The sequence below is a fragment of the Sorangium sp. So ce302 genome, from assembly GCF_051530145.1.
GTDB lineage: Bacteria > Myxococcota_A > Polyangia > Polyangiales > Polyangiaceae > Sorangium > Sorangium cellulosum_B.
Window position 1 is genome coordinate 6,067,687 of the sequence record NZ_CP150326.1, and the last position, 14,886, is coordinate 6,082,572.

The 14,886-nt window shown below is 71.3% G+C and carries 8 protein-coding genes; 4 read left to right on the top strand and 4 right to left on the bottom strand.

What is annotated here, in order from left to right; translation table 11 throughout:
- Positions 1 to 249: 249 nt before the first annotated feature.
- Entirely contained in the window at positions 250 to 1,047 is a 798-nt protein-coding gene (locus tag WME73_RS22955) for a hypothetical protein (RefSeq protein WP_437747509.1), read from the top strand.
- A 333-nt stretch (positions 1,048 to 1,380) separates the two neighbouring features.
- On the top strand, positions 1,381 to 2,325 hold the full coding sequence (locus tag WME73_RS22960) for a bifunctional methylenetetrahydrofolate dehydrogenase/methenyltetrahydrofolate cyclohydrolase (protein ID WP_437747510.1): 945 nt from the start codon (positions 1,381 to 1,383) through the stop codon (positions 2,323 to 2,325).
- 50 nt (positions 2,326 to 2,375) lie between these two features.
- Here WME73_RS22960 and WME73_RS22965 read toward each other — a convergent pair whose 3' ends face one another.
- Both WME73_RS22965 and WME73_RS22970 read right to left on the bottom strand, forming a co-directional pair.
- A complete protein-coding gene (locus WME73_RS22965; RefSeq protein WP_437917057.1) occupies positions 2,376 to 4,001 on the bottom strand; it encodes a serine/threonine-protein kinase in 1,626 nt (541 codons plus the stop codon).
- Positions 4,002 to 4,176: 175 nt separating this feature from the next.
- Positions 4,177 to 4,998 carry a hypothetical protein gene (locus WME73_RS22970; RefSeq protein WP_437917058.1) on the bottom strand — a complete coding sequence of 274 codons (822 nt, stop codon included), beginning with the start codon at positions 4,996 to 4,998 and terminating at the stop codon, positions 4,177 to 4,179.
- 254 nt (positions 4,999 to 5,252) lie between these two features.
- Between WME73_RS22970 and WME73_RS22975 the strand changes: the two genes are divergently transcribed.
- Positions 5,253 to 8,927 (top strand): hydantoinase B/oxoprolinase family protein, encoded by a 3,675-nt coding sequence (locus WME73_RS22975; protein WP_437917059.1) that lies wholly within the window; start codon positions 5,253 to 5,255, stop codon positions 8,925 to 8,927.
- 187 nt (positions 8,928 to 9,114) lie between these two features.
- Here the strand turns inward: WME73_RS22975 and uxuA are convergent, their stop codons facing one another.
- Together uxuA and WME73_RS22985 are read right to left on the bottom strand one after the other, a co-directional pair.
- Positions 9,115 to 10,188, bottom strand: a complete 1,074-nt coding sequence (uxuA, locus tag WME73_RS22980) for a mannonate dehydratase (RefSeq protein ID WP_437747518.1) — start codon at positions 10,186 to 10,188, stop codon at positions 9,115 to 9,117.
- Positions 10,189 to 10,258: 70 nt separating this feature from the next.
- Positions 10,259 to 11,860, bottom strand: coding sequence for a pectinesterase family protein (locus tag WME73_RS22985; RefSeq protein ID WP_437917060.1), 1,602 nt, complete (start codon positions 11,858 to 11,860; stop codon positions 10,259 to 10,261).
- 184 nt (positions 11,861 to 12,044) lie between these two features.
- Here WME73_RS22985 and WME73_RS22990 point away from each other — a divergent pair, with 184 nt between their 5' ends.
- On the top strand, positions 12,045 to 14,789 hold the full coding sequence (locus WME73_RS22990; RefSeq protein WP_437917061.1) for a bifunctional acetate--CoA ligase family protein/GNAT family N-acetyltransferase: 2,745 nt from the start codon (positions 12,045 to 12,047) through the stop codon (positions 14,787 to 14,789).
- The last annotated feature ends 97 nt before the right edge of the window (positions 14,790 to 14,886 follow it).

The window sequence follows — 14,886 nt, forward strand, 5'->3', positions numbered from 1 at the left end:
CGGGTATCCGTTCACATGGGGAATCGCGACGCCTCTGTGACTCGATGGCTCGATGGCTCGATGGCTCGATGGCTCGATGAGCCGAGGACCGCCGACCCCCCCGCGATGGCGAGGCCGCGCGGCGTGCCCGGCCCATGGGATGGGGTCGACCGGTCACGAGGGTCCGCGCCGTGCTCCCCTGGACATCGGGATCCGACCGTCTCAGGTTCTCGCCCGAGCGCAAGGCGTTTCGCCGCCGAGGAGGGGATCATGCAGATCGACTTCGAGATGCCCGTGATGGCCGACGGCGGCCTCGATGCGGGCGTGCTCGACCGCGTCCTGGTCGACCGGGAGCGGGGCGTGCTGACCCACGTGGTGCTCCGTTCTCCGCTGGCGAGCGAGGAGCTGCTGATCTCGATGGATCTCGTGCAGGGCACGGCGGACGGGCAGCTCCGCTTACGGCCCGGCCGGGACGAGCTCCTGGCGCTGCCTCGGTACTACGAAGGGCGGACGACGGCGCAGCCGCCGGGGCGCGTTGACACCTCACTCGTGCCGCAGCCGCCCGAGCGGAGGCAGGAGCTGGAGGAGGCGCTCGGGGTCACGGACGATACGGTCGAGCTCGGCCCCGACACGCGGGTGATGACCGCCGACGAGGCCGAGGCGCAGCTCGTGGGCATCGGCGCGAACGATCCCGGAAACGACATCTCGCGGATCCGCGTGCGCGGCCCCGCGGGCGCCGAGGCCGACTTCCCCGCATCCTGGATCGACGTGATGCGCGAGGACGTGGTGGCGCTGAAGGTGACCCGGGACGATATCTTGCGCTCTCGTCCGGCGCCCAGACGCCGGGACGGAAACCTCGCGAGCCTCGAGGGGCTCTCGGGCATGGGCGGACGCGACGGCGACACGCCCGAGGAGGTGTTCGGAGCGAATTTCGTCGATGAGCTGCGCGGCAAGGGCGGTATGCTCCTCCGCGTGCCCGGCGCCGGCAGCCCCGCCGAGGCCGAGAGCAACCGCGTGGCGGCGCCCGTGGTGGAGGCGGGCCCGGAGCGGCGGTCCTCCTCGCGATGAGCTCGTGAGCCAGGCACGGCCGCTCTCCGGAGGGCTGGAGTCTCCGCCCCCTGCCCGCTCTCCTCCTCAGGCCCCGTAGGAACCATGGTTAGGATGGGGCACATCGCGCGTCCAGCGCGGCGCGATACCGCCCTGCCGGGAACTCCATGCCACGAAGCGCCCGAGTCACCGATCGCGCATCGCGCCGGCGGGAAGCGGGAAGCAGAAGGAACCAGAAGGGAACAGAAGGAATCAGAAGGAACCAGAGCGGGAGTAGGAGCAGGCAGAGTCGAGCGTGTTGCCCCGCCGGAAACTTGACACCGATGCTCGCGCGTGCTCGTCTCCGCCCCCAGGATGGACCCTCACCACATTCCGCCGAGCCCGGGCACGCGCACGGCCAGCGTCCTCGATCCGACCGCGGTGGCGGAGACGTTCCGCAGCGAGATCCGGGCGGAGCTCGCGGCGCTGCCCGAGCCGCTGGTCCTGGTCGGTGTGCTCGCGGCGGATCACGGGCCGTCGTACACGTACGCGGAGTACACGCGCAAGGCGTGCGAGGACGTGGGGGTCCGCTTCGAGATCCGCCACGCGACGCGGCTCGACGCCGAGGATGCCATCCGCGCGGCGAACGAGGACGCGCGCGTGCATGGGATGATGGTGTATTACCCGATCTTCGGCACGGAGCAGGACGTGTACTTGCGGGACAGCGTCGATCCCGCGAAGGACATCGAGGGGCTCCACACGTTCTGGGCACGTTGCCTGTACCAGAACCAGCGCTTCCTGGACGAGGCGAAGACAAGGAAGGCGATCCTGCCGTGCACGCCGCTGGCCATCCTCAAGCTGGTCGAGGCGGCCGGCTTCTTCGGCGAGGGGGAGCGGCCGCTCGAGGGCAGGCGCGTGTGCATCTTCAACCGGAGCGAGGTCGTCGGGAGGCCGCTCGCGAGCATGATGGCGCACGACGGAGCCCACGTGACCTCGTTCGACATCGATGGTCCGTTGCTCTTCGTGCCCAGCTCCTCGGGCGACATGCACGAGGTGCGCGAGACGACCGTGGACCGGGCGACCGCGCTGCGGCAGGCCGACATCGTGGTCACCGGCGTGCCTTCGCGGAGCTTCCCGGTCGTGCAGGGCGCCGAGATCCGCGCGGGCGCCCTCTGCATCAACTTCTCCACCTTCAAGAACTTCAGCGACGATATCCAGAGCAAGGCGAGCGTGTTCGTGCCCCGCGTCGGCCCCATGACGGTGACGATGGCGATCCGAAACAGCCTGCGGCTCTACAAGAACACCCACCCGGGCGGGTGAGCTCGCTCGCAGCGGCGCGCGCGCACGGGCTCCTCGCTGCGCGGCGGCTGTCACATGTGGTCGGTGGGATCGTCCCGAGGGGTCCGGGGCCTCGGGGGCAGCGGCGCCCGTTTTCTGGCGGACGACGACGGCGCCGGCGGCGCGCGCACGGGCGCGGGCGCGCTGGTCTGCGCCTCGGAGGCCGAAGGCGCGCCCGGCGCGGCCGGCGCGCTGTGGGAGGGCGGCGGCGGAGGCTCCGTTGACGCGGTAGACGGCGCGGCGGCGGACAGCGCGGACGCGGCGGCAGGCGAGGCCGCCGGGTCGGGCTGCGACGTCGGTTCGCCGCCCGGCGCGGGGGTGCGAAGGACCGCATAGGTGACGAGCCCCAGGGCGAGCGCGCCAGCGCCCAGGGCCAGCGAGATCCTGGCGCGGCGACCGTCGGCGTTCGTCGGGGCGAGGGTATTTCCGGCCGACGTCAACGTACTGATGGACCCCTGAAACGCCGGCGCAGCGCCCTCCGAGGCGCCACCGCTCGGAGCGCCGTGGAAGGGGGCCCCTGCTTCGTTTCGCAACGTGGGCAAGGACGCGCTGGAGACGGCGCCCATCGTGCCGGGGCTCGGTCCCATCATTCCAGGGCTCGCCGCATCTGGACGCGCCCCTATCGCATCTGGACGCCCCCCTATCGCATCTGGACGCCCCCCTATCGCATCTGGACGCCCCCCTATCGCATCTGGATGCCCCCCTATCGCATCTGGGCTCGCGGCCATCGTGCCGCCGCGGACGACGAGCAGCGGCGACGCCCCCTCCGCGGGAACCGACGGCTGGAGAGGTCGGGGCTCCGACCCCGCCGCGGAGGCCGCCGCGCCGAACGCCTCGGCGAGCTCGCTCGCGCCCTGGAACCGATGCGCCGGGTCGCGCGCGAGCGCCCGCGAGAAGAACCCATCCACTGCGGGCCCGAGCTCCGGCACGACGCTGGATGCGAGGGGGACGTCCTCCGTGCAGATCGCCACGAACACCTCGCCGATCTCCTCACCCGGGAACGGGAGACGGCCGGTGAGGCATCGATACGCGATCACGCCGACGGACCAGAGATCGCTGCGCCAGTCGAGGGTCTTGCTGCGGCGCACCTGCTCGGGGCTCATGTAGTAGGGCGAGCCGACGAGCGTGCCTGTCTTCGTCTCGTTGCCGGCCAGCAGCGTGCCCTGGGCCTTGGCGATCCCGAAGTCGAGGACCTTCACGAGCTCGTCCTCGTCCTGCCGCGAGAGAAAGAGGTTCGCGGGCTTGAGGTCGCGGTGGACGATCCCCATCTCGTGCGCGCGGCGCAGGGCCTTGCACACCTGCGTGACGATGCCGAGCGTGGCCGCCGTGGAGAGGCGCCCCTCCCGCGCGAGCCGCGTCTCGAGATCCTCGCCGTCGAGGAGCTCCATCACGAGGAAAGGCGTATCGCCCTCGAGCCCGTAATCGTGCACGTGCACGACGTTCGGTAGCTTGAGCTGCGCCGCGGCCCTCGCCTCGCGCTCGAAGCGCGCCCGCGCGGTGGACGAGGCAGCGTACTCGGGCGCCATGAGCTTGACCGCGACCGTGGCGTCGAGCTGGAGGTGCCGGGCCACCCAGATCGACCCCATCCCGCCCCGCGCGAGCATGCGCTCGAGGCGGTATCTTCCGGCGACGACGCTGCCTTCTGCGAGCGAATTCATGAGCCTCGGCCTCTCGCTGGGAACGCGCACCCGAGAGGCTCAGGGTCGAGCAGCCGGGGCGCCTCGCGCCCAACGAAGCAAACGAACGAGCCCACCGCAACAGGATCCGACCCGGACCGCGCGCCGCGTCCTCGCGCCTCGACCGGATCGCCGCGCTCGCGGCGCCGCGCGCCGCCTACTTGCGCCTCGGCCGTGCCGCCGAGCTCGCGGCGTCGCGCGCCGCCGCCGCGGGGGCGCCTCGCCCGGCGGCCTGCGGCGCGCGGAGATCGCTCGCGCGCGCCCGCCGCGCGGGAGGGCTGCCCTGCGACGTCAGCGCCTCCAGGGCGGTGCGCAGCTCGCCGCGCACGTGCGGGCCGAGGAGCTTCTCCGCCATGGCGCTCAGGCGTCCCGCGAACGCGGCCATGATGCAGCCCGCGCGCTGGTCGTCGCGCTCCGGGGCCCCCGAGCGCCGGTAGTGCCGCGCGTAGTCGCCCGTGATCGCCCCGAGATCGCCGCCGACGTGGACCGCCTGCCGCATGAAGAGCCGCGCCGCGCGCTCGTTGGTGATCGACGGCATCTGCACCAGGGTCAGGGCCACCTCGGTCCTGCCCACGGCGAGCAGCATGGAGACCACCCGCTGGCGCGCGAGCTCGACGAGCCTCGGCGCGAGGGTGTGCTCGTCGAAGACGTGGACGTTCGCCGGCACGAGCGCTTGGCCTTCCGTGCCGAGCTCGCTCAGGAACGCGTTCAGCACCGGCGAGCGCGTCGGCGCGGCGTTCACGTACTCCCGCGCGCCGCCCGCGTTCGACCTCCCGCCCGGCCGCGACGGGAGCGGGCCAGCGGCAGGCTTCGCGCGCGGCCCGGGCTGCGCCGAGCGCCCTCGCCGTGCCCGCTCAAAGTGCCGCTCCGCCCTCCCCGCGCGCTCGTTCTCCGCGGCAGCATCCGTCGCGCCGAGCAGCGCGGCCAGCCCCGCCGCGTGGGCGGCGGTGACGTGCGGAGGAGGTTGCTTGCTGGACATTCGAGCAGATTGTCTCGTTCGAGGGCTGGTCGAGCGCTTATCACGCCGCACGAACGGTTGTACAGCGCTGAACGCCGGTTCCGGACGGGCGCACGGGGCCATGGGTGGTGGCCTGATTTGCACCGGAGTGAATCCCATGAAGGCGAGAAGACTGTAAAATCATTGAGCTTTTCTTCCAGCCTTCCCGCCTTCATGTTCCATCGGGCCACCACCCGGAGCGCGGCGGAGGAGGCGGCCGGCAAGGAGTGGGTTCCATGACCTCGACCTCGCACAAGTGGCAGTTCTGGATCGATCGCGGAGGCACGTTCACGGACGTCGTGGCCCGGCGGCCCGACGGCTCGCTCACCACCGCCAAGCTCCTGTCGGAGAACCCCGAGCAGTACGCCGACGCGGCGGTCGAGGGGATCCGCCGCCTGCTCGGCCTCGCGCCCGGTCAGGTCATCTCTGCCGCCGAGGTCGAGTGCGTGAAGATGGGCACCACGGTCGCCACGAACGCGCTGCTCGAGCGCAAGGGGGACCGCACCGTGCTGGTCACCACGCGCGGCTTCCGCGACGCGCTGCGCATCGGCTACCAGAACCGCCCTCGCCTGTTCGATCGCCATATCGCGCTGCACGATCTGCTCTACGAGCGCGTGGTCGAAGCGCGCGAGCGCGTCGGCGCGCGCGGCGAGGTGGCCGAGCCGCTCGACGGCGAGGCGCTGCGCGGCCCGCTCTCGAGGGCGTTCGAGGCCGGGATCCGCGCCTGCGCGATCGTCTTCATGCACGGCTACAGGTTCACCGCGCACGAGCGGCGGGCGGCCGAGATCGCGCGCGAGGTCGGGTTCACCCAGGTCTCCGCGTCGCACGAGGTGAGCCCGCTGATGAAGCTCGTCTCGCGCGGCGACACCACGGTGGTCGACGCGTACCTGTCGCCCATCCTGCGCCGCTACGTCGAGCAGGTGGCCAGCCAGATGCCCGGCGTGCCGCTCTACTTCATGCAGTCGAGCGGCGGGCTGACGCTGGCCGGCCGCTTCCAGGGCAAGGACGCGATCCTGAGCGGCCCGGCAGGCGGCATCGTCGGCATGGTGCGCACCGCGCTCGCGGGCGGGCACGAGAAGGTGATCGGCTTCGACATGGGCGGCACCTCGACCGACGTGTCGCACTACGCCGGCGAGCTCGAGCGCGCCTTCGAGACGCAGGTGGCCGGCGTCCGGATGCGCGCGCCGATGATGAGCATCCACACCGTGGCCGCGGGGGGCGGCTCGCTCCTCGGCTTCGACGGCGCGCGGCTGCGCGTGGGGCCGGAGTCGGCCGGCGCGAACCCGGGGCCGGCGTGCTACCGCCGCGGCGGGCGGCTGGCCGTCACCGACGCGAACGTGATGCTCGGCAAGATCCAGCCGGAGTTCTTCCCGCACGTGTTCGGCCCGGGCGCCGACGCGCCCCTCGACCGCGAGGTCGTCGAGCAGCGCTTCCGGGCCATGGCGGCCGACGTGCAGCGCGACACGTCGCGCCCGATCACGCCCGAGCAGCTGGCCGAGGGCTTCCTGCAGATCGCCGTCGCGAACATGGCCAACGCGGTGAAGAAGATCTCGGTGGCGCGCGGGCACGACGTCACCCAGTACACCCTGCAATGCTTCGGCGGCGCCGGCGGCCAGCACGCGTGCGCCGTGGCCGACGCGCTCGGCATGCGCCGCGTCTTCGTCCACCCGCTCGCGGGGGTCCTGTCTGCCTACGGCATGGGCCTCTCGGACCAGAGCGCGATCCGCGAGGCGGCCGTGGAGCGGCGGCTCGACGAGGCGGGGCTCTCCGCGGCGCGCGAGGCGCTCGCGCGCATCGGCAGCGACGCGGAGGCCGAGCTCGTGGCGCAAGGGTTCTCGCCGGAGCGGGTGCGGCTCGTCCGGCGCGTCCACGTGCGCTACGAGGGCACCGACACCGCCCTCGTCGTGCCCGACGGCAGCGCGGAGGCGATCCGCGCCGCCTTCGACGCGGCCTACCGCAGGCGGTTCGCCTTCCTGATGCCGGACAAGGCGCTCGTCCTGGAGAGCGTCTCCGTGGAGGCGATCGGGCCGGGCGAGGCCGCCGAGGAGCGGCCCGCGGAGGCGCGCCCGCACCGCCCCGAGGCCGACGCCCGGGCGCGGATGTACGCCGAGGGGGCGTTCCACGACGCGGCGCTGTACCGGCGCGAGCGGCTCGGGCGCGGCGCGGTGATCGACGGGCCGGCCATCGTGGCCGAGGCCAACGCGACGACCGTGGTCGAGCCGGGCTGGCGTGCCGAGATCACCGCGCTCGGCCACATGGTGCTCACCCGGGTGGCGCCGCGCCCGGAGCGGCGCGCGGTGGGCACCGAGGTCGACCCGGTGATGCTCGAGGTGTTCAACAACCTGTTCATGAACATCGCCGAGCAGATGGGCCTGCGGCTCCAGAACACCGCCCACTCGGTCAACATCAAGGAGCGGCTCGACTTCTCGTGCGCGCTGTTCGACGCGGAGGGCAGCCTGATCGCGAACGCGCCGCACATGCCGGTGCACCTCGGCTCGATGGGTGAGTCGATCAAGACCGTGATCGCGCGGAACCCGGGGATGAAGCCGGGGGACGTCTACGCGCTCAACGATCCGTACCGCGGCGGCACCCACCTGCCGGACGTGACGGTGGTCACGCCGGTGTGGGACGAGGCGGGCGCTCGCGTGCTGTTCTACGTGGCGTCGCGCGGCCATCACGCGGACATCGGCGGCATCACGCCGGGCTCGATGCCGCCGTTCTCCAGGACGATCGAGGAGGAGGGCGTCCTCCTCGACAACGTGAAGCTGGTCGAGGCCGGGCGGCTCCGCGAGGCGGAGATCCTTGCGTTGCTCGGCCTGGGGCCGTACCCGGCGCGCAACGTGCAGCAGAACCTGGCCGACCTGCGCGCGCAGATCGCGGCGAACGAGAAGGGCGCGCAGGAGCTCGCCGCGATGGTGGCGCAGTTCGGCCTCCCGACGGTGCAGGCCTACATGAAGCACGTGCAGGACAACGCCGAGGAGAGCGTGCGCCTCGCGATCGCGCGGCTCGACCCGGCGCTCCTCCACGACGGGCGCTTCTCGCTGCCGCTCGACAACGGCGCGACGATCGAGGTGGCCATCCGGATCGACCGCGAGCGCCGCGCCGCGGTCGTGGACTTCACCGGCACGTCCGGGCAGATGGAGAACAACTTCAACGCGCCCCGCGCTGTGACGATGGCCGCGGTGCTCTACGTCTTCCGCACGCTCGTGGACGACGACATCCCGCTCAACGCGGGCTGCCTGAAGCCGATCGAGGTCGTCATCCCCGAGGGCTCGATGCTGAGCCCGCGCCCGCCGGCCGCGGTGGTGGCGGGCAACGTCGAGGTGTCGACCTGCGTCACGAACGCGCTGTACGGGGCGCTCGGCGTGCTCGCGAGCAGCCAGCCGACGATGAACAACTTCACGTTCGGCAACGAGCGGCTCCAGTACTACGAGACGATCTCGGGCGGCTCGGGGGCGGGCATCGAGCTCGGGGGGAGCGGCGCGGGCGGCGCGGGTGGCACGCGCGCCGAGCGCGGCTTCGCAGGCACGAGCGTCGTGCAGACGCACATGACGAACTCGCGCCTGACGGATCCGGAGGTGCTGGAGCACCGCTTCCCGGTGCGGCTGGATCGCTACGAGATCCGCGAGGGCTCCGGCGGGGCCGGGCGCTTTCCGGGCGGGAACGGCGGCACGCGCGCCGTGCGCTTCCTGGAGCCGATGACGGCGTCGATCCTGTCGAACGGGCGCTCGACGACCGCGTTCGGCCTGGCGGGCGGGCAGGCGGGCGCGCCCGGGCGCAACCTGGTCGTGCGCGCGGACGGCTCGGTCGAGGTGCTCGGGCACATCGGATCGGTCCAGATGGGGAGCGGCGATGTGTTCGTGATCGAGACGCCGGGGGGCGGCGGATACGGAGCGCCGGTGCCCGCGTGAGGGCGCGTTCCTGAAGCATCCCCTCGAATTTTTCGGGAAGATTCACAGGGAGGCGGGGAGACGGGGAGTAAAATCCCACGATCTTCCCGTGAATCTTCCCAGTTAAAAATGCCAATAGAATGAGGGGATCTGTCAGGCGCGTTCCGCTGATATAGCAGGCGTCCTGCTCCCCTACCCGCTCGCCCGCTCATCCAGGAGTCGGCGCCTTGGCAGCGGGTCCGGGCGAAAGCTTGCACGTGGCCTCCCACAGCCCATTGAGGTACACGAGGCCCAGCGCGCGGTCGTACAGGCCATATCCCGGCTTGCCCGTCTCACCCCAGATCATGCGGCCGTGATCCGGGCGCACGTAGCCGTCGAAGCCGACGTCATGGTACGCCTTCACGATGGCGGCCATGTCGAGCGACCCTTCACAGGACAGGTGGGCGGATTCGAAGAAGGTGCCGTCCTCCTGGACCGCCACGTTGCGCAGGTGCCCGAAGGGAATGCGGCCCATGCCGCCGAACTCGCGCACCAGCGACACGATGTTGTTGCACAGATCGGCGCCCAGCGAGCCGGAGCACAGCGTGATGCCGTTGGCCGGAGAGTCGACTGTCTTCACGAGGCGCATCAGGTCGTCGCGGTTCTTGACGATGCGCGGCAGGCCGAAGATCGGCCGGGGCGGGTCGTCCGGGTGCATGGCCATGCGGACGCCGACCTCCTCGGCGACCGGGATGATGCGCCGGAGGAAGTGCGTGAGGTGCTCCCACAGCGCGTCTTCGCCGACGTTCCTGTACTCGTCGAGGACGGCGCGGAGCTGCTCCGGCTTGTAGCTCGAGTCCCAGCCGGGCAGCGAGATGCCTTGTTCCGGGTCGATCTCGGCCACCGCCGCGGCGTCGAAGGCCAGGGTCAGCGAGCCGTCGGGTAGCTCCCTTGCCATCTCGGTGCGGGTCCAGTCGAAGACCGGCATGAAGTTGTAGCAGATCACCTTCACGCCGGCGGCCGCGCAGTTGCGGATGTTCTGGCAGAAATTGTCGATCAGCCGCTCGCGGGCCGGCTTGCCGAGCTTGATGTCCTCGTGCACCGGCACGCTCTCCACCACCTCGAACCGGAGCCCGGCGCCCTCGATGCGCGCCCTGAGCGCCTGCAGCCGCTCGACCGGCCACACCTCGCCCACCGGCACATCGTAAATAGCCGAGACGATGCCGTAGATGCCCGGGATCTGACGGATGTACTCGAGCTTCACAGGGTCGTTCTCGCCGTACCAGCGAAAGGTCATCTTCATCGTTTCGGTCCTTCCAGCGTCACGGGTCATCCCGTGCAGAGCTCAGGGTTCGAGGCGCCTCGCGGCCGCCTCAGCGTGGAGGGGCCCAGCCGCCGAGCACGATCGCCGGATCGCGCATCATCGCCGCTTGCTCGGCGGAGATCTGCGCCGATCCGGCGGCACGCCCGCTGGTGTCGATGAGGCGTCCATCCGCGTCCCGGCTCTGGTACTCCCAGAAGCGGAGGGAGCGCGGAGGAGACCCGCCCGTGATCGTCCACCCCGCCCGCGAGATGTGGCTGCCGAGCGTGCAGTTGACGTACGCGACGTGGCTCGCCGGATACTGGCTCACGTCGATCCTCGCCAGCGTGTTCCCCGTGATGCCGGCGTCGCTGGTGATGCGCGAGTCGACGAAGACATAGCCGTAGCCAGAGTCGCCGTTGCGCGCCTGCACGATGTAGCCGGATCGACCGACCGTCTTGATCTCGCACCGGTTGAAATACGCCGCGCCCGTGCCCCACACGAAGTCCACGTTCCCCGCGATCGTGCAGTTGTCCGCGTAGAGGCGCCCGGACCAGAGCAGCGTGTCCTGGAGGCTCAGGATGTCGGCGTCGCGCACGACGCACCTGTCGCAGTCCTGGAGCCGCAGCGCCTCCGCCTGGGAGCCGCCCTGCGGCGTGAGGTTGTGGATGGTGAGGTTCTCGATGATGAGGTCGCTCACCTTGTCGGCGCCGACGAGCGCGCGCCCCCTGGTGCTCGGGTTCAGGTTGTTGTTGTTCGTACCCGAGAGGACCGTGCCTTTGCGATCGGCCCCGCGCAGCGTGATCTTGTGTTTGCCCTCGAAGTAGACGACCCCGTGGTGGGTCCCGCGCTGAACGGTGATGAGCACGCTGTCCCTGTTGTTCGCCGGGACCGCGTCGAGCGCGCCTTGCACGGAGCAGAAGTCGCCGGAGCCGTCGAGCGCAACATCGAGCGACGAGACGCTCGATGGGCCTGCGCCCGCCGTGTCGAAGCGCCACGCCGTCGCGTCCGCGATCGCGAACGAGCCGCCCCCCGGGGGGACGATGGCGCCGCGGTCGACCGTGACGTAATAGGACTGGCCGTAGTCGAGCGCGCGCGACGGCAAGGACACGACAGCATCGTTGCCGTCCACGTACACCGGGCGAGGTACGTTGAACGTCCGGCCGCCGATCGTGGCGCTCACGGTCATCGAGGCCATGTCGACCGTCGCGACCGCCGCGCCAGGCCGGGCGGCGTTGAACACGCGAACGGCGCCCGCGCTGCCCAGCGTCGGCGCGCCGGGGAACGTGATGCGGAGCGGCGGATCCGGGCATAACCCCCGGGCGCCCGGCGCGGGGAACAGCGCGCTCACGCCGGCAGGGAGGTCGACCGGATCCGCGCCGCCGTCGCCTTGGCTCGCGCCCGTGCCCTCACCGCCGCCGGCCGCACCGGCGCCGCCCGCTCCCGCGCCGCCCGATGCGGCGCTGCTGGTCGACCCGCCGCCGCCCGACGCCGCGCTGCTGGTCGACCCGCCGCCGGTCGATCCGCCGCTGGTCGAAGCGCCGGCCGTCGATGCGCCGGCGGTCGAGGCGCCGCTGGACGCCTCGGTGCTTGTGTCGTCCGCCGTCCCGGCGCCCTCGCAGGCGATCGAACACAGACCGAGGAGCCCGAAGAGAAAAAGTCGAGAGCGGATCATGGCGCCGGCGCAGGGTATCAAGGCGCTGCGCGGCCTGGCAATCTGCGCTCAGGGCACGAAACGTGCTTGTGCTCTGATTCCAGAGACGCCCCATGCTCCCGGCCCGTTCGCGTGGCACGAAGGCCATCGTCGTTCCCGCGCAATGGCCCCCGGTGCGTCCGCCCCATCCCCCTCGAGGAGCTTCATGGCTGACTCCGTACCCATGACCGACCGTGCCCACGACGTCCTTCGTCAGGAGCCTCAGAGCCTCGACCCCATCTTCAGGCCGCGGAACGTGGCGGTCATCGGCGCGACCGAGAACAGCGGCGCCGTCGGCCGCACGCTCCTCTGGAACCTGATCAGCAACCCGTTCGGCGGCACCGTCTTTCCGGTGAACCCGAAGCGGCAGAGCGTCCTCGGCATCAAGGCCTATCCGAGCATCGCGGCCGTGCCGGCGAAGGTGGATCTCGCGGTCCTCGTCACGCCCGCCGCGAGCGTGCCGGGCCTCATCGGCGAGTGCGTGGACGCCGGCGTCCCCGGCGCGATCATCATCTCGGCGGGATTCAAGGAGATGGGCCCCCCGGGCGCCCAGCTCGAGCGGCAGATCATGGAGCGCGCCCGCGGGAAGATGCGCATCATCGGCCCGAACTGCCTGGGCGTCATGAACCCGATCGGCGGGCTCAACGCGACGTTCGCGAAGGGGCAGGCGCGGCCGGGCAAGGTCGCGTTCATCAGCCAGTCCGGCGCGCTCTGCACGGCGGTGCTCGACTGGAGCCTCAAGGAGCAGGTCGGCTTCAGCGCGTTCGTCAGCGTCGGCTCGATGCTCGACGTCGGCTGGGGCGACCTGATCGACCACCTCGGCAACGACCCCAAGACGAGCAGCATCCTCATCTACATGGAGTCGATCGGCGACCCGCGCGACGCGCGAGCGTTCCTGTCGGCCGCCCGCGAGGTGGCGCTCACCAAGCCGATCATCGTGATCAAGCCAGGCCGCAGCGAGGCGGCGGCGAAGGCGGCCGCCTCGCACACCGGCTCGCTCACCGGCTCGGACGAGGTGCTCGACGCGGCGTTCCGGCGCGTGGGCGTGCTGCGCGTGAACGACATCGCGGACCTGTTCTCCATGGCCGAGACGCTGGCCAAGCAGCCCCGGCCCCGCGGCAACCGGCTGTGCATCGTCACCAACGCCGGCGGCCCGGGCGTGCTGGCGGCGGACGCGCTCGTCGCGAACGGCGGCGAGCTGGCGCCGCTCTCGCCGGAGATCCTTGGCGAGCTGAGCGGCTTCCTCCCCGCCGCGTGGAGCCGCAACAACCCGGTCGACGTGCTCGGCGACGCCGGCGAAGGCCGCTACGCGAAGGCCCTGGAGATCTGCGCGAAGGACCCGAACAACGACGGCGTGCTCGTCATCCTCACGCCGCAGGACATGACCGAGCCGACCCAGACCGCCGAGGCGCTGCGCAAGCACGCGCACGTCGAGGGCAAGCCGGTCCTCGCCAGCTGGATGGGCGGCGTGGAGGTGGAGGCGGGCAAAGCCATCTTGAACCGCGCCGGGGTCCCGACGTTCGAGTACCCCGACACCGCCGCTCGCGCGTTCTGCTCGATGTTCCGTTACGCGTACGCCCTCCGCGCCCTGTACGAGACGCCCAGCACGGACGAGCGGGCGTTGAACGTCGATCGCGAGAGGGCCAGGGAGCTCATCGCCGGCGTCCGCGCGTCGGGGCGGACGCTCCTGGATGAGGTGGAGTCGAAGCAGCTCATGGCGGCGTACGGCATCCCGACGGTGCCGACCGCCGTCGCGAGGAGCGCGGACGAGGCCGTGGCCACGGCCGGGGAGATGGGATATCCGGCCGTCCTCAAGCTGTACAGCGCGACGATCACCCACAAGACCGACGTGGGCGGCGTGAAGCTCGACCTGCGCGACGACGACGCCGTGCGCAGGGCGTTCGAGGAGATCCAGGAGAGCGTCTCGCGCCGGGCCGGCGCGCAGCACTTCCAGGGCGTGACGGTCCAGCCGATGATCTCGCTGAAGGACGCGTACGAGATCATCCTCGGCAGCTCGATCGATCCGCAGTTCGGCCCGGTGCTCCTGTTCGGGGCCGGCGGGCAGCTCGTCGAGATCTTCAAGGACCGCTCGCTCGGCCTGCCGCCGCTCAACGCGACGCTGGCGCGGCGCATGATGGAGCAGACGAGGATCTACCGCGCGCTCGAGGGCGTGCGCGGCCGCAAGCCGGTGGACCTCACGATGCTCGAGCACCTGCTCGTGAGGTTCTCGCAGCTCGTGATCGAGCAGCGATGGATAAGCGAGATCGACATCAACCCGCTCTCCGTGAGCGCGGAGGGGGCCATCGCCCTCGACGCCCGCGTCGTCCTGCACCCGCCGGACACGCCGGAGTCCGCGCTCCCCAGGTCGGCGATCCGCGAGTATCCCACGCAGTATGTGACGGAGCTCGAGAGCAAGGACGGGCAGGCGTTCACGATCCGGCCCATCCGCCCCGAGGACGAGCCGCAGATGGTCGAGTTTCACCAGAAGCTGTCCGAGCGGACCGTGCGGCTCCGGTATTTCTACCCGATGCAGCTCGATCTGCGCACCGCGCACGAGCGGCTGACGCGCGTCTGCTTCGCGGACTACGACCGCGAGATGGCGCTCGTCGTCGAGAAGCCGCCCGCGGGCGGCGCGCAGAGGAAGATCATCGGCGTCGGCCGGCTGAGCAAGCTGCCAGGCACGCGCGACGCGGAGTTCGCCCTGCTGATCAGCGACGAGCACCAGCGGCAGGGGCTCGGTTCCAGGCTGCTGGGCCTCCTCGTCCAGATCGGCCGCGACGAGGGGCTCTCCCGCATCAGCGCGGACATCCTGGCCGAGAACGTGGAGATGCAACGCGTGGCGCAGAAGCTCGGCTTCCGGGTGACGCGCGAGATCGGGGACTCGACCGCGAGGGCGGAGCTGACGCTGTAGGCGCGATAGGTCCTGTGCGACAGCCGCGCTGCTGGAGCACCCGTGGGAACGTTGGGGGGCGGCGCGGCCGGGCACGCACGTGGCGCTTCCCGCCGCC